This is a genomic window from Enterobacteriaceae bacterium Kacie_13 (genome assembly GCA_013457415.1).
Classification (GTDB): Bacteria; Pseudomonadota; Gammaproteobacteria; order Enterobacterales; family Enterobacteriaceae; genus Rahnella.
Genome location: CP045665.1, coordinates 1,661,604 through 1,681,593 on the forward strand (window position 1 = coordinate 1,661,604; position 19,990 = coordinate 1,681,593).

Here is a 19,990-nt window from a genome sequence, read left to right on the forward strand (position 1 = left end):
TTGACCAATGAATAGCAGTCTAAAAGTGCGGATGCTGGCCTGGCAGAGATAAACTGGGTTCTATCTGTTTATGATACCAGACAATCAATAAGGTTGATTGCCAGCGAATGCCGGAACTGCTTTGCCAGAGATCCACAATCATAGCGCTCTGGCAAAACAGACTGTCGGGCAGACAGTAAAGGGTAGGGCGGATGAAACAAAGGCTCCACAGTGTGGAGCCTTTTTTATCAATTAAACCAGAGCGTTAGTTATTACAGGGACTTGGTGAAAGTACGGGTAATAACGTCTTGTTGCTGTTCTTTAGTCAGTGAGTTGAAACGTACAGCGTAACCAGAAACACGGATGGTCAGCTGAGGATAGTTCTCAGGGTGTTCCATCGCGTCTAACAGCATTTCACGGTTCATTACGTTCACGTTCAGGTGTTGGCCACCCTCGATGGACGCTTCGTGGTGGAAGTAACCATCCATCAGACCCGCGAGGTTCGCTTTACGAACATCATCGTCTTTACCCAGTGCGTTTGGAACGATAGAGAAGGTATAAGAAATACCATCTTTTGCGTAAGCAAACGGCAGTTTAGCAACGGAGGTCAGGGAGGCAACCGCACCTTTCTGATCACGACCGTGCATTGGGTTAGCGCCTGGACCGAATGGAGCACCAGCACGACGACCGTCTGGAGTGTTACCGGTTTTCTTACCATAAACCACGTTAGAGGTGATGGTCAGAACAGACTGAGTCGCAACCGCGCCACGGTAGGTACGCAGTTTCTGAATTTTCTTCATGAAACGTTCTACCAGGTCACAAGCGATGTCATCTACACGAGAATCGTTGTTACCGAACTGTGGATATTCGCCTTCAATTTTGAAGTCGATAGCCAGGCCGTCTTCGTCACGGATGGTACTAACTTTAGCGTATTTGATAGCAGACAGGGAGTCAGCAGCAACGGACAGACCTGCGATACCACACGCCATTGTGCGGTAAACATCACGGTCATGCAGTGCCATCAATGCAGCTTCATAGCTGTATTTGTCATGCATGTAATGAATGATGTTCAGGGCAGTCACGTACTGTTTAGCCAACCAGTCCATGAAGTGATCCATGCGATCCATGACTTTGTCATAGTCCAGCACGGTATCCATCATTGGCGCTTCTTTCGGACCAACCTGGATTTTCATTTTTTCATCAACGCCGCCGTTGATTGCGTACAACATGGTTTTCGCCAGGTTTGCACGTGCGCCGAAGAACTGCATTTGTTTACCCACAACCATCGGGCTCACGCAACAAGCGATAGCATAGTCATCGTTGTTGAAGTCAGGACGCATCAGATCATCGTTCTCATACTGTACAGATGAGGTATCGATAGACACTTTCGCTGCGTACTTTTTGAAGTTCATTGGCAGCTTTTCAGACCACAGGATGGTCATGTTCGGCTCTGGTGAAGGCCCCATGGTGTACAGGGTATTCAGGAAGCGGAAGCTGTTTTTGGTAACCAGAGTACGACCATCAACACCCATACCTGCCAGGGATTCAGTCGCCCAGATTGGGTCACCAGAGAACAATTCATCATACTCAGGCGTACGCAGGAAACGTACCATACGCAGTTTCATGACCAGGTGGTCAATGAGTTCCTGAGCCTGTTCTTCGTTCAGTTTACCTGCTTTGATATCACGATCGATGAACACGTCAAGGAAAGTGGATACGCGGCCGAAGGACATTGCAGCGCCGTTTTGTGATTTCACTGCAGCCAGATAGCCGAAGTAAGTCCACTGAACTGCTTCTTGTGCATTAGTCGCAGGAGCAGAAATATCGTAGCCGTATTTCGCAGCCATTTCTTTAATCTGACCCAGAGCACGGTGTTGTTCTGAGATTTCTTCACGCAACTGGATAGTCATTTCCAGGTTCACGCCGTTTTCCAGATCATCTTGCAGAGACTGGAACTGCGCGAATTTGTCAGCCATCAGGAAGTCGATACCGTACAGCGCAACGCGACGGTAGTCACCGATAATACGGCCACGGCCATACGCATCTGGCAGACCAGTCAGAACACCTGATTTACGGCAGTTCAGGATGTCTTTGGTGTAAACGTCGAACACGCCCTGGTTATGCGTTTTGCGGTAATCGGTGAAGATTTTTTTCAGCGCTGGATCCAGTTCACGGCCATAAACTTTACATGAACCTTCTACCATTTTGATGCCGCCGAATGGGATCAGGGCACGTTTCAATGGTGCGTCAGTTTGCAGACCGACGATGGTTTCCAGAGATTTGTTGATGTAGCCAGCGTCATGAGAGGTGATGGTAGCCGCAACGTCAGTATCGAAGTCAACAGGAGCTTTGGTGCTGTTCTCCAGTTTGATACCTTCCATTACTTTATCCCACAGGGTGGTTGTCGCTTGTGTCGCGCCAGCCAGGAAGGACTCATCACCTTCATACGGGGTGTAGTTCTTCTGAATGAAGTCACGGACGTTTACGCCATTCTGCCATTCACCAGCACTAAAGCCTTGCCATGCGTTGGTCAATTTTTCATTGAGCTTGGACATCTTGCACCTACCTTCTAATTTGGATTTCTTTAAAAATCGCGTGTAAAACTGTCGTAACGAGAATCCACGTTGAATCAGTGATTTTTCTCATCGCGAAGATATATGACCCAGTACGTTAACCCTACCAGCAAACCACCACCAATGATGTTACCTATGGTCACAGGGATGAGATTATCAATGATAAAGTTAGTGACGTTCAGTTCTGCAAATTGTGCCGGCGTAGTACCGACAGCTTGCCAAAAATCGGGTGTTGCAAAGTTCTTAATGACGATACCCAACGGGATCATGAACATGTTGGCGATGCTGTGTTCGAAGCCGCTGGCAACAAACATGGCCACTGGCAGAATCATCGCAAACATTTTATCCATCAGGCTGCGGCCGGAGTAACTCATCCAGACAGCCAGGCATACCATCAGGTTAGCCAAGATCCCAAGACATACCGCTTCGATAAAGGTGTGATGCATCTTGTGGTCGGCCGTTTGCAGCACGTTCAGCCCCCACAAACCATTATCGACCATGTACTCCCCGGAGAACCAAATCAGGGCGACAAAGAACAGTGCGCCGATCAGGTTGCCAATATAGACATTGGCCCAGTTGCGTGCCAGTTGTCCCCAAGTGATACGCCCGCTGGCTTTAGCAATTACAATCAGCACAGTGGAAGTAAACAGGTCTGCACCACAAACCACGACCAGCATCAGACCCAGTGAGAAGCAGATGCCCCCGACGAGTTTTGCCAGACCGAAAGGAACGGTCCCGGTGCCGGTGGTTGAAGTGATATAAAAAGCAAAGGCAATAGAAATAAAGACGCCAGCAGTAATGGCTAAAAAGAACGTTTTTAACGGCTGTTTGGTGGCTTTATAAACGCCGGCATCTTCAGCAACTTTAGCTGTAGCGGCGGGTAATATAAGATCGAAGGGGTTGTCAGCTTTCACATTAACTCTCTTATTCAGGGCTATGCACTGCGCAACGAGATACTAGCAAAGCAGTATAACGTAAAAATTGACGTGGATCATAAGGGGAGGATTTTGGTGGTTTGAAGTCTACTACTGAATAGGTGGTTTTAACGATAATTCATTGAAAATTAAGGTGTAAAAACATTTTAATTTTTACAAAAAAAGTTGATGAACCCTAAAAATATTCTTATCTGATAGTGAAATTTGAGGATTAACTGTTAATTTATGTACTAAATTGGCTTCTATTCTTTTTCACAAATAATTAACTTTAGTGCTTTCGGAATTTATTTATTCCTAAAAAAATCGAATCAGCCGTTATTTCGCGCGAAATTACACGCCATTTGCCCGGCCGAGTCAAATTTTAGATACCAGATTAAGCGGTGGTCGAGTATGAGTAAAAAGATAAAAAAACCGGCAGACGCTTCTGCCGGTTCTGGTTCAGTCGATGCGCTGGGTAAATCAGGCTTTGGACCAATGACGACGTTTTGCCACTTGTAACTTCTCGTAGGCACGCAGTAATGCCTGATGAGCTGGCAGCGCTTTGAGATCCGGGTCAACGGCAAACAGGCTGTGGAAACGTACTTCGCCGCTGATCGCCGCAGAAGCATCTTCCACCGCTTTCTGACCGTACATTTTCACGAAGGCATTGTAGTACTGAGCTGGTTCACGATCTTCTTCCAGCGAAAGCTGAAGCAGGGTTTGCAGACAACGATAGTAGTTGTTGCGTTCGTCACTGTAGACTGATGAGTTAAACTCATGCGCCCATTCAGCCCAGGTCAGTGCCTGGTCGAAATCACCACCTGCCAGTGCCAGCATGGATTTCAGCTCACCAACACGCAGAGTGTACCAGCCATTATCTTTGCCGCTGGCAATACCCAGCAGTTCGCGCACGCGGGTGAAATCGTCAAGACCTTCATCATCAAGCTGAGTGATCATCTCGAGATACGTTTCTTTCGGCAAATCGCTGTCCGGGAGTGCCAGCAACTGTTCGCGCAAATGTGCGCCCATACTGTTATTGGCGAGAAGCAAATCTTCTGCGGGATAAATATCTGACATACCCGGAACGATGATACGGCAGGCGTATACGTCAAGATGTTCATAATCAGCGATGTACACTTCAGCATCTTCTTTATCAAAGATTGCCATCAGCGTAGCGAACTCTTCTTCGGTAGATCCGCCGAAGCTCCAGTCGGCAAACGGATAGTCTGCGTCCTGTTTGAACATATCCCACGAAATCAAACCGCTTGAATCTATGAAGTGCGTTTCGAGGTTAGCATGTTCGGCAACTTCTTCGTCATCAAAAGTCGGTGCAGTGAACACATCCAAATCTTTCAGGCTGCGGCCCTGCAGTAATTCGGTCACGGTACGTTCAAGCGCCACGCCGAAATCAGGGTGTGCGCCAAATGAGGCGAAACAAGTGCCGTTGGCCGGGTTGAACAGAACCACACAAATGACCGGATAGTTGCCGCCCAGTGAGGCATCATAAGAAAGGATTGGGAAACCTTCTTCTTCCAGTTTTGCGATGGCTTCCACCACGCCCGGGTAACGCGCCAACACGTCCGCAGGAATTTCAGGCAGGCTGATAGATTCTGCAATGATGCGGTTTTTGACGTACCGTTCGAAGACTTCCGACAGACCCTGAACACGCGCTTCGTTGGCCGTGTTACCGGCGGACATACCGTTAGAAACGTACAAGTTACCGATGATGTTCATCGGAATGTAAACGGTTTGCAGATCAGACTGACGGGTGAACGGCAGGGCGCAGATCCCGCGATCGGGATTGCCCGATTGCAGATCGATCAGATCGCTGGCCACCAGCTCTTTGTCCGCATCGTAAAATTCATGCAGGCGCTCATCCAGAATACCTTCCGGCAGCGTGTTGTCTTCGGCAATCGGGAACCATTTTTCGTTCGGGTAATGAACGAAATCACCATTGGCAATTTCTTTACCCAGATAGAAATCGGCAAAGAAATAGTTTGTCGACAGACGCTCAAAATATTCACCCAGCGCAGACGCCAGAGCGGCTTTCTTGCTTGCACCTTTACCGTTGGTGAAACACAGCGGACAGTCGCGATCGCGGATATGCACGGACCAGACGTGCGGAACCGGGTTCAGCCAGGAAGCTTCTTCGATGTTAAAACCGAGATCGGTGAGTTTTTGTTGGAAGCGGGAAATGGAGTCTTCCAGCGCCGCGTCTTTACCAGGAATAAAAGTTTGCGTCATTGAGTTCACTTTTGAGCGTGCTAAAAACGCGCAATGATACGGGGTTTTGCGGCGTACCTCCATGTATTCGTGTTAAGAATGTAATCGTGTTGTAACGCGCTAAGCTTGTCGTTAAGCAGGCAATCTATAAACGGCTGTTTTTCCACTCATGAGGTCTCTATGCAGGCGTTTGATGTTAAGCGAATGGCGCTTGATAAATTCCCGATCGAATATCTTGGGGAAGTCACATTTCGATGTTTCTTCATTTTTGTCGTGGTGTTCCTGTTTCTGAAACTGACAGGAAGGCGCGGGGTTAATCAGCTTTCTTTGTTTGAAGTCGTTATCATCCTGACCCTCGGATCGGCAGCGGGCGACGTGACTTTTTATGATGACGTCCCGCTGTTGCCGGTTTTTGCTGTGTTCTTTTCGATTCTGCTGTTCTACCGCTTCTCAACCTGGCTGATGGGGCGCAGTCGCCATTTCCAGAACTGGATGGAAGGAAAGCCTCTGATCATCATTCGCGATGGCATGTTCGAATGGGAAACGATGGATCGGGAAAATATCACCAAAGGTGAGTTTTACATGGAGTTGCGACAAAAAGGCGTCGAACATCTCGGGCAGGTGCGTCTGGCTATTCTGGAAACCAACGGTGGACTGAGCGTGTACTTCCGTCTGGATGAGGATATCGAACCCGGCCTGCCGGTGTTGCCTGAAGATTATATCGATATCGAAACGCTGATGATGACCACCGGCGTGTACGCGTGCCATCAGTGCAGTCTGGTGAAAGAACTTAAAGTGGGTGACAAGGCGGTCTGCCCACGCTGTCAGAACCTTACGTGGGTCAGGGCGCTGAACACTGTACGTGCGTGAACAGATAATCCTGTTAAATCAGCTTTCCAGCGAGGAAAGAACCTTGTGACCGAGATCTCATCGTTGATTATCAGGTCGTCATCAATATCCGTTGCAGATTGCTTGTCTCGGATGATAAAACCGGTAAATTAATGGGTACTATGTGGCTGTCTCAGAGAAGTGGTGAGGGGAAATGACTCAGGTTTATAATTTTAGTGCAGGCCCGGCAATGATCCCGGCAGAAGTATTGCGTCGTGCGGAACAGGAACTTTGTAACTGGCACGGACTGGGTACCTCCGTGATGGAAATCAGTCACCGCAGTAAGGAGTTTATCCAGGTAGCCGAAGAATCAGAAAAGGATATTCGTGACCTGCTGAATATTCCCTCCAACTATAAAGTTCTCTTCTGTCACGGCGGTGCGCGTGCGCAGTTCGCCGCAGTGCCGATGAATTTGCTGGGTGATAAAAACACAGCAGATTACATTGATGGCGGTTACTGGGCGCACAGCGCAGTGAAAGAAGCCCAAAAATACTGCATTCCGAATGTGATTGACGTCACCACCACTGTTGATGGCAAGCGCGGTATTTTGCCAATGAGCGAATGGAAGCTCAGCGCAGATTCTGCCTACGTTCATTACTGCCCGAATGAAACTATCGACGGTGTAGCCATCGATGAAATGCCTGACTTCGGTGACAAAATTGTGGTCGCCGATTACTCTTCCTGCATCCTGTCCCGTCCGATCGATGTCAGCCGCTTCGGTGTGATTTACGCCGGTGCGCAGAAAAATATTGGTCCTGCTGGTCTGACTCTGGTGATCGTCCGCGAAGACTTGTTGGGTAAAGCGCGCACTGAGTTGCCTTCCATCCTTGATTACACGGTGCTGGCCGAGAACGATTCCATGTTCAACACGCCGCCGACGTTTGCATGGTATTTGTCAGGTATGGTCTTCAAATGGCTGAAAGAGCAGGGCGGCCTGCGTGAAATGGAAAAACGTAATCAGGCGAAAGCGGAATTACTTTACGGCGCCATTGACCGCACCGGTTTCTATCGTAACCCTGTCGCCGCGGCTAACCGTTCGTGGATGAACGTGCCATTCCAGATGGCGGATGCTTCTCTGGATAATGTATTCCTGGAGCAGGCGCAGGCGGCCGGTCTACATGCATTGAAAGGCCACCGCGTGGCTGGTGGTATGCGCGCATCTATTTATAATGCGATGCCTTTAGAAGGTGTGAAGGCTTTGACCGACTTTATGGCGGAGTTCGAAAAACGCCACGGCTAAGCAGACTGGCTTTATGGCCAACACAATGCTTTAGTAAGACGCCTTAAAAATGACCCCGGCTTACCGTCCGGGGTCATTTTATGAAAAGAAGAATTGGAGAAAGAGTGGAATCCCTGACATTACAACCCGTTGCATTGGTTAACGGCAGCATAAACTTACCTGGCTCAAAGAGTGTTTCAAATCGTGCACTCTTACTGGCTGCTTTAGCACAGGGCACTACCCGCCTGACTAACCTGCTCGACAGCGACGATGTGCGCCACATGCTGAATGCGCTGAAGCAGCTCGGTGTGACGCATCGCCTGTCGGCCTCCCGCACTGAGTGTGAAATCGACGGGTTGGGCACGGCTTTTTCCAATGCAAAAGGGCTGGAATTGTTCCTCGGAAATGCGGGCACGGCGATGCGTCCTCTGGCTGCTGCCTTATGTCTGGGCGAGCAGGACGTAGTACTTACCGGCGAACCACGTATGAAAGAGCGACCGATTGGCCATCTGGTTGATGCCCTCCGTCAGGGCGGCGCGCAAATCGATTATCTCGAGCAGGAAAATTATCCGCCGCTGCGCCTTCGTGGTGGCTTTACTGGCGGGAATGTCAGTGTGGATGGCAGCGTGTCCAGCCAGTTTCTTACCGCTTTGCTGATGACGGCCCCTCTGGCTGAAAATAACACCACCATTCAGATTAAGGGCGATCTGGTTTCCAAACCGTATATCGATATTACCCTCAATCTGATGAAGAGTTTCGGCATCGAAGTTGAAAATCATCAGTACCAGCAGTTTCGCATCATCGGTAAACAGCATTACGTTTCGCCGGGCGCTTATCTGGTGGAAGGCGATGCCTCTTCCGCGTCTTACTTCCTGGCAGCGGCTGCGATCAAAGGGGGAACCGTTCGTGTCACCGGCATCGGTAAAAACAGCATGCAGGGTGATATTCGCTTTGCTGACGTGCTGGAAAAAATGGGCGCAAAAATCCATTGGGCTGATGATTACATCGAATGCACCCGTGGTGAGCTCAAAGGCATCGATATGGATATGAACCATATTCCTGATGCGGCCATGACCATCGCTACGGCCGCGCTGTTCGCGCAAGGTCCGACTACGCTGCGCAACATTTACAACTGGCGAGTAAAAGAAACCGATCGTCTGGCAGCGATGGCGACGGAGTTGCGTAAAGTCGGGGCGACGGTGGAAGAGGGTGAAGATTATATTCGCGTAGAACCGCCGCAATCCCTTAAATTCGCAGAGATTGCGACGTATAACGATCACCGCATGGCGATGTGTTTCTCGCTGGTGGCGCTATCCGATACGCCGGTTACCATCCTTGATCCGAAATGTACTGCGAAGACGTTCCCCGATTATTTTGAACGTCTCACGGCAATAAGTACGCTGGCATAGTCTATAACTATGTGGGTCAATACAACGGACATCCTGGATGTCCGTTTTTTTTGGTTATTCTCTTTGAGAACCGTCTGCTTTTTAGACAACTGATAAATGTGGGGTAACAGTTGCCGTAAAGGCAGCGTATAATGCCGCTCCTGAATTAGTCCTGTCAGGCTAATGAAGCGGGTATCACCCACCGAAAGGAGACAAAAATGACGGCTTTAGCCCCGGTAATCACCGTTGATGGGCCAAGTGGTGCAGGTAAAGGCACGCTGTGTAAAGCGTTAGCCGAAGCCTTTAACTGGCATTTACTGGATTCAGGCGCCATTTACCGCGTTTTAGCGCTGGCGGCGCTGCATCATCAGGTTGATATCGTCTCAGAAGAGGCGTTAGTTCCGCTGGCCGCACATCTCGACGTGCGTTTTGTCGCTCAGGATGGGCAGTTGCAAGTAATTTTAGAAGGTGAGGATGTCAGCAACGAAATCCGCACTGAAACGGTAGGTAATACTGCATCTCAGGCAGCCGCTTTCCCCCGTGTTCGCGAAGCGTTGCTGCGTCGTCAGCGCGCATTTCGTGAGGCGCCGGGCCTGATTGCAGACGGGCGAGATATGGGCACGGTGGTATTCCCCGATGCGCCGGTGAAAATATTTCTCGACGCCAGCTCCGAAGAACGTGCAAACAGAAGAATGCTACAGTTGCAGGAAAAGGGCTTTAGTGTTAACTTTGAACGGCTTTTAGCCGAGATCAAAGAACGTGATGATCGGGATCGTAATCGATCTATTGCGCCTTTAGTGGCTGCTTCCGATGCGTTATTACTGGATTCAACCAGTATGTCCATCGATGAAGTCATCGAAAAAGCGTTGGCTTACGCCACAGAAATTCTAGGGTTACCGCAAAAACAAACCCGGTAATCGAGCCTTAATCTGGTGCTGAAGTCCATTCAGTGCCAGTTTTGGCTATAGTTTTTTTTAACCTCGCCGCAAGGATCTGTAGCGGGGCATTTGAAACAACCCCATCCAGCAGGACGCCAGATGGACGTTAAACTTAAGAACCTAAAGATTAACAACATGACTGAATCTTTTGCTCAACTCTTTGAAGAATCCTTAAAAACAATCGAAACCCGTCCTGGTTCCATCGTTCGTGGTGTTGTTGTGTCCATCGACAAAGATATCGTACTGGTTGACGCCGGTCTGAAATCTGAGTCTGCAATCCCGGCAGAACAATTCAAAAACGCACAGGGCGAACTGGAAATCCAGGTTGGCGACGAAGTTGATGTTGCGCTGGACGCTGTCGAAGACGGCTTCGGTGAAACTCTGCTGTCCCGTGAAAAAGCTAAACGTCATGAAGCTTGGATCACGCTGGAAAAAGCTTACGAAGAATCTGCAACTGTTACCGGTGTTATCAACGGTAAAGTTAAAGGCGGTTTCACTGTTGAGCTGAACGGTATCCGTGCGTTCCTGCCAGGTTCACTGGTAGACGTTCGTCCTGTTCGCGACACGCTGCATCTCGAAGGCAAAGATCTTGAGTTCAAAGTCATCAAACTGGACCAGAAACGCAACAACGTTGTTGTTTCCCGTCGTGCAGTAATTGAGTCTGAGAACAGCGCAGAGCGCGATCAGCTGCTGGAAAACCTGCAGGAAGGCATGGAAGTTAAAGGTATCGTTAAGAACCTTACTGACTACGGTGCATTCGTTGATCTGGGCGGCGTTGATGGCCTGTTGCACATCACTGATATGGCTTGGAAACGTGTTAAACACCCAAGCGAAATCGTCAATGTGGGCGACGAAATCACTGTTAAAGTTCTGAAATTTGACCGTGAACGTACTCGTGTATCCCTTGGCTTGAAACAGCTGGGTGAAGATCCATGGGTTGCTATCGCTAAGCGTTACCCAGAAGGTACTAAACTGACTGGTCGCGTTACCAACCTGACTGATTATGGCTGCTTCGTAGAGATCGAAGAAGGCGTTGAAGGTCTGGTTCACGTTTCTGAAATGGATTGGACTAACAAAAACATCCACCCATCTAAAGTTGTTAACGTGGGTGATGTTGTTGAAGTTATGGTTCTGGACATCGACGAAGAACGTCGTCGTATCTCCCTGGGCCTGAAACAATGCAAATCTAACCCATGGCAGCTGTTTGCCGAAACCCACAACAAAAACGACCGTGTTGAAGGTAAAATCAAGTCAATCACTGACTTCGGTATCTTCATCGGTCTGGACGGCGGCATCGACGGCCTGGTTCACCTGTCTGACATCTCCTGGAACGTTGCAGGCGAAGAAGCAGTACGTGAATACAAAAAAGGCGACGAAATCGCAGCTGTGGTCCTGCAGGTTGACGCAGAACGTGAACGTATCTCCCTGGGCGTGAAGCAACTGGCTGAAGATCCATTCAATAACTACCTGTCTGTTAACAAGAAAGGTACTATTGTTACTGGTAAAGTCACTGCAGTTGACGCCAAAGGTGCTACAGTTGAATTAGCTGGCGGCGTAGAAGGTTACCTGCGCGCTTCAGAAGCTTCTCGCGACCGTATTGAAGACGCAACTCTGGTTCTGAGCGTTGGTGATGAAGTTGAAGCTAAATTCACCGGTGTTGATCGTAAGAACCGCGTAGTAAGCCTCTCCGTCCGTGCTAAGGACGAAGCAGATGAGAAAGATGCAATCGCTGTGGTTAACAACAAACCAGCAGAAGAAAGCAACTTCTCTAACGCTATGGCTGAAGCGTTCAAAGCGGCAAAAGGCGAGTAATGACGGGGGGCGGTTCTGCCGCCCCGATACGGTAGTTTAGCTGCAAAGCTTGGAGGTACTATGACCAAGTCTGAACTTATTGAAAGACTTGCTGGCCAGCACTCTCATATCCCGGCGAAAGCCGTTGAGGATGCAGTGAAAGAGATGCTTGAACATATGGCTGCAACCTTGGCTGATGGTGAACGCATCGAGATCCGTGGGTTTGGCAGTTTTTCTCTTCACTACCGTGCTCCGCGTGTTGGGCGCAACCCTAAAACTGGCGACAAAGTTGAGCTGGATGGCAAGTATGTCCCTCACTTCAAGCCGGGCAAAGAGCTGCGTGATCGCGCGAACATTTATGGTTAAGGTTTCGGCCTGAATCGTGAATGACTGCCTATAGCGAATGCTAAAACGGTGCCTTTTTAAGGCGCCGTTTTTTTTGCTTTAAATTCTCTAAATTAATTCCTCAATCTCTGTCCCTTATTTGCGTAACGTCCCGCATTCCGTCGTTCTTCTGCTTGTCCCCTATTAATCTCAATACCATACTCCTGCCAGAATCTGACCAAGGTGGTCGTATGATGAACGCAGAGGGAATGCCATCAAAATCTCATTGGACGAGGTCGCTGTCGCGGTCATTGCGGGTATGACGCCGTTGGTGTTTATTGCTCAACTTCCCTCGAATCTGTGGCTTGTGGTGGTATGCCTTTTCGTATGGATACTATGGGGCTCACATCGAAAGATAATCAGGCTGGCGATGATCGCTTTGCTGAGTTTCGCCTGGGCCAGCATGCAGGGCAGTAGCATGATTGAGCAGACGCTCACGCTTGTGGGCGCCAATCGTGAGGTTATCGCTAGCGTGCAGAGCATTAATCTGGGGCAGGGCGATGCAAAATCTCAGTTTTTCAAAATTGAAAAGGTAGATGGAAAGCAAATTTTCCCCGTGGTGCTATTTCGTGCCAAATGGGGAGGTGCAGAAACCCCTCTCTCTGCAGGACAAAAGTGGAAATTTATCGCCAGCCTCCGTCCTGTTCACAGCCTGTTGAATGAAGGGGGATTCGATGCCCAACGCTGGGCGCTGGCGCAACATGCACCGCTGACGGCGACGATCCGGCAAGGCGAAATGTTGGAGGGCGGGAGCACGTTCCGCCAGCAATTCATCCATCGCGTACAAGCTGCAATGCCTGAACTGGCGAATACGCCGGTGCTTATTGCCTTAGCTTTTGGTGAGAAGGGATTAATTAATGGTGATGAGAAAATTTTACTGCAAAGAACCGGCGTCGCTCATCTCGTGGCGATTTCAGGTCTGCACATTGGTATTGCTGCCTTATTTGGCTGGTGGGTGGCGCGGGGAATGCAGTTTTTCCTGCCAGTAAAGCAGATTGACTACCGCTTTCCTTTACTGGTCAGCGAGATATTTCTGCTGATGTATACCTGGCTTTCAGGTTGTAATGCCCCCGCATTACGCGCCGCGCTGGCAGTCTCGCTGTGGATTATGCTGAGGTTTTTTCGTATAAGTTGCCATCCATGGCAGGTCTGGTTGTGGGGCGTCGCGTTATTATTATTGGCTGACCCGATGAATATTCTTTCGGACAGTTTCTGGCTGTCTTGCTTTGCCGTAGGGTCGCTGGTTTTCTGGTTTCAATGGATGCCGTTATCTGCACGTTTTCAGCATGACTGGTATTGGTTTTTCTTACGCTGGGGGCATCTTCAGGCGGGTATGACGCTGCTTCTGTTACCCTTACAGGTCGCGATTTTTCATGGCCTGAATCCATCGTCATTTCTGGCAAACATGTGGGCGGTTCCGATTGTGTCGATGGTGACTGTTCCGTTAGTCCTGATGCTTCTAATCTTCAATTTATTCCCTTCTGGCTGGATGTCAGGGATGCAAATCATCTTTTGGAAAATGGCGGATCACACCCTTAGCCTGGCGATGTGGGGCGTTAAATCCTTTTCAGACAGCTGGTTTACACTGGCGGGATCCTTCTTGATCATCAGTTTCACAGGCTGGCTGGCCGTTCTTTTTTGGCGAATGAGCGACATCAGGCATCGCTTATCGTTGCTGATTTCATTAGGCGTGGTCTCTCTGTGTTGGGTCACTCGCATGGCACCTGAGCGCTGGCGGGTGGATATGCTGGATGTCGGGCATGGGCTATCGGTGCTTATCAGCAAAAATGGTAAAGGAATTCTTTACGATACCGGCAATCGCTGGGAAGGGGGCTCGGCGGCTGAGCAAAATATTGCACCACTGCTGCGCGGGAGGAATATCCGGTTAGAGCAGATAATCATTAGTCATGATGATATGGATCACCGTGGAGGGCTCGAAATTTTACAGGCGATGTATCCGAAAGCGAGTCTGCGTGACAGTTCCTACTCTGCGGGGCATCTCTCTTGTATTGCCGGAGAACACTGGAAGTGGGAAGGGCTTAACTTCAACATTTTGTGGCCGTTGAAGTCGACGACGGATGCACGTAATGATGACAGTTGTGTTATTCGCGTTGATGACGGCACTTTCAGTTTGCTGTTGACGGGGGATATTGAGGCCGGTACCGAAAAAGCGTTAATCAAAAAGGAGCGAAAGGGGTTACAGTCCACTTGGCTTCAGGTGCCACATCACGGCAGCAATACGTCCTCTTCCCCCCCTTTCCTGCGGGCCGTTCAGCCGGTAATGGCAATGGCATCGGCAGCGCGATTTAATAAATGGCATCTTCCGGCGCATAAAGTTGTTAGCAGATACATCAAAGCCCGCTATGACTGGCATTCCACCTCTGTATCAGGCCAGCTGAGTATCTTCATTTATAACGATTATTGGGCAATTAAGGGCTTACGTGAGCAATTAATCCCCCGTTGGTACCACCACCGGTTTGGAGTATCAGAAGATAATGAGTAGAATAGACCGCTATTTCTTTCGATGCTGGTTGATATTGCATGATGAACGATAAAGATCTCTCCACGTGGCAGACATTCCGTCGCCTATGGCCGATGATCACACCTTTTAAGGCCGGGCTGATTGCTGCGGCTATTGCACTGGTTGCCAACGCCGCCAGTGATACATTCATGCTGTCTTTGCTGAAGCCACTGCTTGATGACGGGTTTGGTAAAGCCGACCGCTCAATTTTACTGTGGATGCCGCTGGTTGTTATCGGCCTGATGATTGTACGTGGCGTCAGCGGATATATTTCAAGTTACTGTATCTCATGGGTTTCAGGCAAAGTGGTCATGCATATGCGCCGCCGTCTGTTCGGCCATATGATGAGAATGCCTGTCGCTTTCTTTGACCAACAGTCTACCGGTACCTTGCTCTCGCGTATTACTTACGACTCCGAGCAGGTTGCTTCGTCTTCCTCCAGCGCGCTGGTTACTGTGGTGCGTGAAGGGGCGTCGATTATCGGGTTGTTCATCATGATGTTCTACTACAGCTGGCAGCTGTCAGTGATCCTGCTGGTGATTGCGCCGATCGTTTCTGTTGTTATCCGCGTGGTGTCAAAACGTTTTCGTAACATCAGTAAATCCATGCAGAACACCATGGGGCAAGTTACGACCAGCGCCGAGCAGATGCTGAAAGGCCACAAAGAAGTGCTTATCTTTGGTGGTCAGAAAGTCGAAACTCAGCGCTTTGATAAAGTCAGTAACCGTATGCGTCAGCAAGGCATGCGTATGGTCTCTGCTTCTTCAATTTCAGACCCTATCATTCAGCTGATTGCTTCTCTGGCTCTGGCATTCGTGCTCTATGCCGCAAGCTTCCCGTCCGTGATGGAAACGCTGAGTGCCGGTACGATCACCGTGGTGTTCTCATCGATGATCGCCCTGATGCGCCCGTTGAAATCCCTGACGAACGTGAATTCCCAGTTCCAGCGCGGTATGGCTGCCTGCCAGACACTGTTCTCTATTCTGGATATGGAGCAGGAGAAAGACGAAGGGAAACTGGAAGTGAAGCGCGCTAAAGGCGACGTTGAATTCAAAAATGTTACCTTCACTTATCCGGGTCGCGACATTCCTGCACTGCGTGAAATTTCCTTCAGCTTGCCTGAAGGAAAAACCGTGGCACTGGTAGGGCGTTCTGGTTCAGGTAAATCGACCATCGCCAACCTGCTGACGCGTTTCTATGATATCCAGGAAGGACAAATCCTGATGGATGGTCATGATCTGCGTGAGTACACATTGTCTTCATTGCGCGATCAGGTGGCGCTGGTTTCCCAGAATGTCCACCTGTTCAACGATACCATCGCCAATAACATCGCTTACGCCCGTACTGACATCTATTCCCGCGAAGAAATCGAAAAAGCGGCGACTATGGCGTATGCCATGGACTTCATCGGCAAGATGGATCAGGGGCTGGATACCGTTATCGGCGAGAATGGTGTGCTGCTTTCCGGCGGTCAACGTCAGCGTATTGCCATTGCCCGCGCATTGCTGCGTGATTCGCCAATCCTGATCCTCGATGAGGCTACCTCGGCGCTGGATACAGAATCTGAGCGTGCAATTCAGGCCGCTCTTGATGAGTTACAGAAAAACCGTACCTCACTGGTGATTGCGCATCGGTTGTCTACCATTGAAAAAGCCGATGAAATTTTGGTGATTGAAGACGGACGCATTGTTGAACGTGGTTCTCATTCGGTCCTGCTGGAAGAGCGTGGCGTTTACTCACAGCTTTACCGGATGCAGTTTGGCCAATGATTGAGCGCATCTGGTCAGGTCAGTCACTGCTTTATTGGTTACTTCTGCCACTTTCATGGCTGTATGGACTGATCGCCACGATCATCCGTTACAGCTATAAATCAGGGCTAAAAAAAAGCTGGCGGGCACCTGTGCCCGTTGTGGTGGTCGGTAATCTGACCGCTGGAGGTAACGGTAAAACGCCGGTGGTGATCTGGCTGGTGGAAACGCTGCAACTGCATGGATTCCGCGTTGGCGTGGTATCACGCGGCTACGGTGGGAAATCAACGCACTATCCGCTGGTGCTGTCTGAAAGCTCGACGACAGCGCAGGCTGGTGATGAGCCAGTGCTGATTTATCAGCGGACGGGGGCGCCGGTTGCGGTGTCACCGCTGCGTTCTGACGCGGTTAAGGCGTTACTTGCTGAACATGAGTTAGATGTGATCATTACCGACGATGGTTTACAGCATTACGCACTTAAGCGGGATGTCGAAATTGTCGTCGTGGATGGTGTGAGGCGTTTTGGCAATGGTCACTGGTTACCGGCTGGTCCTATGCGTGAACGTGCGTCCCGTCTGCGCTCCGTGGACGCCATCATTACTAACGGTGGCACTGCGGAAACAGGTGAGATGGCGATGGTTTTACAGCCTGGTAAAGCCGTCAATCTGTTGACGGGTGAACAGCGCGATGCATCAACATTGCGTAATGTGGTGGCAATGGCCGGAATAGGGCATCCACCACGTTTTTTTGCCACGCTGAAACAATTGGGGCTGCCGTTGCAAAAAGAGATCGCTTTTGCGGACCATAAGGCCTATCAGATTGAGCAGCTTTCTGGATTGGCTCAGTCGGATCAAACGCTTCTGATGACCGAAAAAGACGCCGTGAAATGCCGTAATTTTGCGCAAGCCAACTGGTGGTATTTACCCGTTGAAGCAAAAATTCAGGGTAGAGTTGCTGAGAAATTACTGCAAAGAATCACTGATCTCATTCTTAAAAAATCGCATTGATTTGCCTTAAACTCACTTGCGCCACCTTTCCTGGCCAAATTTTACGTATTTTTTTTGAATTTAAACTGCATGATTTATATAGACTATTTATCTTTATTTAGAGAATCATAACGATTGTTTCAGTACATCGCTTGCTATTATTTCAGGGGTGTGAGTTAATGCGTGCAGCCTGTGTTGCAGCGCTATTTATGTATGAGTGTAGAGTAAAGCAGTTCCTCCCAGACGTTATCTCTTTCCCGATGATTCCGCTTCCAAGACGAACCTTCTAAGTCCTCCCCATAAGTAATTGTCTGAACTATTGGCCAACATTGCCGGATGGCAGGATTTTATATTTCGTAAAAAAAGGTTTTAAACATGTCTAAGAAAATGGGTCAGGTTAAGTGGTTCAATGAAAGCAAAGGTTTTGGTTTTATTGAGCAGACTGATGGCGGTAAAGATGTCTTCGTACATTTCTCTGCAATCGCGACCGATGGTTTCAAAACTCTGGCCGAAGGTCAGCGTGTAGAATACACCATTCAGGATAGCCCGCGCGGTCCTGCTGCTGCTAACGTTATTGCTCTCTGATAAGAGGCTAACGTGATGATATGAAACAACGTTACCCGTTATTCATATCAGCAGAGTAAAGCCCGCCGGATGGCGGGTTTTTAATGTCTGTAAAGTTAAATACGGCGTGAAGATCGCGTCGTAAAAGTAGTAAAAATAATCGTTGAAACAAATTCGCTCATTAGAGGTTTTTTATAAAAAAATAAACTTAGAAATGGGCAAACGCATCCGAACAATAATAAAAAAGTGTGTTCATGGATGCCCAAAAGAAAGGATAGAAATTATGATGTTAAAAATGGGTTTAGTTAAATGGTACAACCAGGCTAAAGGCTATGGTTTTATTTGCCCGCTCGACGGTTCTTCTGAGATTTATGTTCAGCGTACTTCCATTGCGAATACCAAAAATAAATCCCTGAGTGCCGGTCAACGTGTCGAATTCACTACGTACCGCAGCGTAGCGCACGGCCCTTCAGCGGCTGACGTTATCGCGTTCTGAGTCTGAATTTTGTTATTCCCCGTTGAGCTGAATTTTACGCTCCGGTAAAAATATGCTATCGGTATCCACAGTTTATTTGCTGCCATGGATACCGATATGTCTCACCCGGTTATTTCTCTCGTTTCAGCCCGCACCCTACATTTGTCTGCTCAAAACCTTCATAAACCTCGGATCAAAAAACCGTCTGCCGACGATGTTGTGCAGGCAATCCGCACTATGGGGTTGTTGCAGATCGACACAATAAGCGTGGTTGCCCGTAGTCCGTATCTGGTGTTATTCAGCCGGCTTGGCAATTATTCAGCTCAGTGGCTGGAAGAGGCGCTTTCAGCGGGTAAAATTTTCGAATACTGGGCGCATGAGGCCTGTTTTATCCCCAGCGAAGATTACGGCCTGCTGCGCCACCGCATGCTGAATCCAGAAAAAATGGGATGGAAATTCTCGCAGACATGGTTCGATGAGCATCAGAATGATATTCAGGCATTACTGGTCCATATTGCTGAGAATGGCCCTGTTCGATCAGCGGATTTTAGTGCGGAAAAGAAATCAAACAGCGGCTGGTGGGACTGGAAGCCGCATAAAAAGCATCTGGAAACCCTGTTCACGTCGGGCAAGCTGATGGTCGCTGAAAGGCGTAATTTTCACCGGGTCTATGATCTGGCTGAACGTGTTAAGCCCGGCTGGGATGATGCGACACAGGCGTTGACTCAGGAAGCAGCAGAATTTCAAATGCTCAGAAGGTCAGCGCAATGTCTCGGCTTATTCAAAGCGGAATGGCTGGCGGATTATTACCGACTTAAGCGTGTCGATACTAAAAAGGTGATTGCGCAGTTGCTGGCGTATAAGGAAATTACGCCCGTTGAAGTTGACGGACTGGAGGGCGTTTTTTATGTGCACCAGCAGCAATGGCCGCTGTTACAGCAGGCACTTGATTCTGGCATTTCTTCAACCGTGACCACGCTGTTGTCGCCTTTTGACCCCGTGGTGTGGGACCGCAAGCGTGCATCGACGTTGTTTAACTTTGACTATCGGATCGAATGTTATACGCCCGAAGTGAAACGTCAGTATGGCTATTTCACCTTACCTATTTTACAACGCGGCGAACTCATAGGCCGTATTGATGCCAAAATGCATCGCAAGGAAAAAATCCTTGAGGTCAAAAATTTGCATCTGGAACCAGGTACAAAAATAACGTCCCGACGGGTGCAGGATATTACTGGTGCTGTGAATCGTTTTGCATTATGGCAAGGGGCCGAGCAGGTGAGTGTCGGAAAAATTCCTGATTTGTTAATAGATTACTGGAACGCCGGATGGCTGTTAAGCTGAAAAAGTAAAAACGGCTGCCTCAGGCAGCCGTTGATTCACGATGATTGCAGGTGTC

Annotated in this window: 15 protein-coding genes; 12 read left to right on the forward strand and 3 right to left on the reverse strand. The window is 49.1% G+C overall.

What is annotated here, in order from left to right:
• Positions 1-251 precede the first annotated feature (251 nt).
• From pflB to GE278_07570, 3 genes are all read right to left on the reverse strand, one after another.
• Positions 252-2,534, reverse strand: coding sequence for a formate C-acetyltransferase (gene pflB / locus GE278_07560; protein ID QLK60627.1), 2,283 nt, complete (start codon positions 2,532-2,534; stop codon positions 252-254).
• 74 nt (positions 2,535-2,608) lie between these two features.
• Positions 2,609-3,466 (reverse strand): formate transporter FocA, encoded by an 858-nt coding sequence (focA, locus tag GE278_07565; protein QLK60628.1) that lies wholly within the window; start codon positions 3,464-3,466, stop codon positions 2,609-2,611.
• 480 nt (positions 3,467-3,946) lie between these two features.
• Positions 3,947-5,710: a 30S ribosomal protein S12 methylthiotransferase accessory protein YcaO gene (locus GE278_07570; protein QLK60629.1), complete on the reverse strand. Its 1,764-nt coding sequence runs from the start codon at positions 5,708-5,710 to the stop codon at positions 3,947-3,949.
• A 159-nt stretch (positions 5,711-5,869) separates the two neighbouring features.
• On the opposite strand from GE278_07570, the gene GE278_07575 reads away from it, so the two are divergent.
• The 12 genes from GE278_07575 to GE278_07630 all read left to right on the forward strand — a co-directional run bounded on the left by GE278_07575 (position 5,870) and on the right by GE278_07630 (position 19,935).
• Positions 5,870-6,559 carry a DUF421 domain-containing protein gene (locus GE278_07575; GenBank protein ID QLK60630.1) on the forward strand — a complete coding sequence of 230 codons (690 nt, stop codon included), beginning with the start codon at positions 5,870-5,872 and terminating at the stop codon, positions 6,557-6,559.
• Positions 6,560-6,731: 172 nt separating this feature from the next.
• A complete protein-coding gene (gene serC, locus GE278_07580) occupies positions 6,732-7,817 on the forward strand; it encodes a 3-phosphoserine/phosphohydroxythreonine transaminase (GenBank protein ID QLK60631.1) in 1,086 nt (361 codons plus the stop codon).
• A gap of 104 nt (positions 7,818-7,921) precedes the next feature.
• The gene (gene aroA / locus GE278_07585; GenBank protein ID QLK63235.1) at positions 7,922-9,205 is read left to right on the forward strand and encodes a 3-phosphoshikimate 1-carboxyvinyltransferase; all 1,284 of its coding nucleotides are present in this window, start codon (positions 7,922-7,924) and stop codon (positions 9,203-9,205) included.
• 197 nt (positions 9,206-9,402) lie between these two features.
• Complete coding sequence (locus GE278_07590; GenBank protein ID QLK60632.1) at positions 9,403-10,101, forward strand: (d)CMP kinase; 699 nt, start codon at positions 9,403-9,405, stop codon at positions 10,099-10,101.
• 120 nt (positions 10,102-10,221) lie between these two features.
• On the forward strand, positions 10,222-11,934 hold the full coding sequence (gene rpsA / locus GE278_07595; protein ID QLK60633.1) for a 30S ribosomal protein S1: 1,713 nt from the start codon (positions 10,222-10,224) through the stop codon (positions 11,932-11,934).
• 60 nt (positions 11,935-11,994) lie between these two features.
• Complete coding sequence (ihfB, locus tag GE278_07600; protein ID QLK60634.1) at positions 11,995-12,279, forward strand: integration host factor subunit beta; 285 nt, start codon at positions 11,995-11,997, stop codon at positions 12,277-12,279.
• A 277-nt stretch (positions 12,280-12,556) separates the two neighbouring features.
• The gene (locus GE278_07605; GenBank protein ID QLK60635.1) at positions 12,557-14,800 is read left to right on the forward strand and encodes a DNA internalization-related competence protein ComEC/Rec2; all 2,244 of its coding nucleotides are present in this window, start codon (positions 12,557-12,559) and stop codon (positions 14,798-14,800) included.
• A gap of 38 nt (positions 14,801-14,838) precedes the next feature.
• Positions 14,839-16,587 (forward strand): lipid A ABC transporter ATP-binding protein/permease MsbA, encoded by a 1,749-nt coding sequence (gene msbA, locus GE278_07610; GenBank protein QLK60636.1) that lies wholly within the window; start codon positions 14,839-14,841, stop codon positions 16,585-16,587.
• Positions 16,584-17,573: a tetraacyldisaccharide 4'-kinase gene (lpxK, locus tag GE278_07615; protein QLK60637.1), complete on the forward strand. Its 990-nt coding sequence runs from the start codon at positions 16,584-16,586 to the stop codon at positions 17,571-17,573. Before msbA ends, lpxK begins: the two co-directional genes overlap by 4 nt.
• 354 nt (positions 17,574-17,927) lie before the next feature.
• The gene (locus GE278_07620) at positions 17,928-18,137 is read left to right on the forward strand and encodes a cold-shock protein (GenBank protein QLK60638.1); all 210 of its coding nucleotides are present in this window, start codon (positions 17,928-17,930) and stop codon (positions 18,135-18,137) included.
• Between the two features lie 262 nt (positions 18,138-18,399).
• Entirely contained in the window at positions 18,400-18,612 is a 213-nt protein-coding gene (locus GE278_07625; protein QLK60639.1) for a cold-shock protein, read from the forward strand.
• A 96-nt stretch (positions 18,613-18,708) separates the two neighbouring features.
• Positions 18,709-19,935, forward strand: a complete 1,227-nt coding sequence (locus tag GE278_07630; GenBank protein QLK60640.1) for a hypothetical protein — start codon at positions 18,709-18,711, stop codon at positions 19,933-19,935.
• Positions 19,936-19,990: the final 55 nt, after the last annotated feature.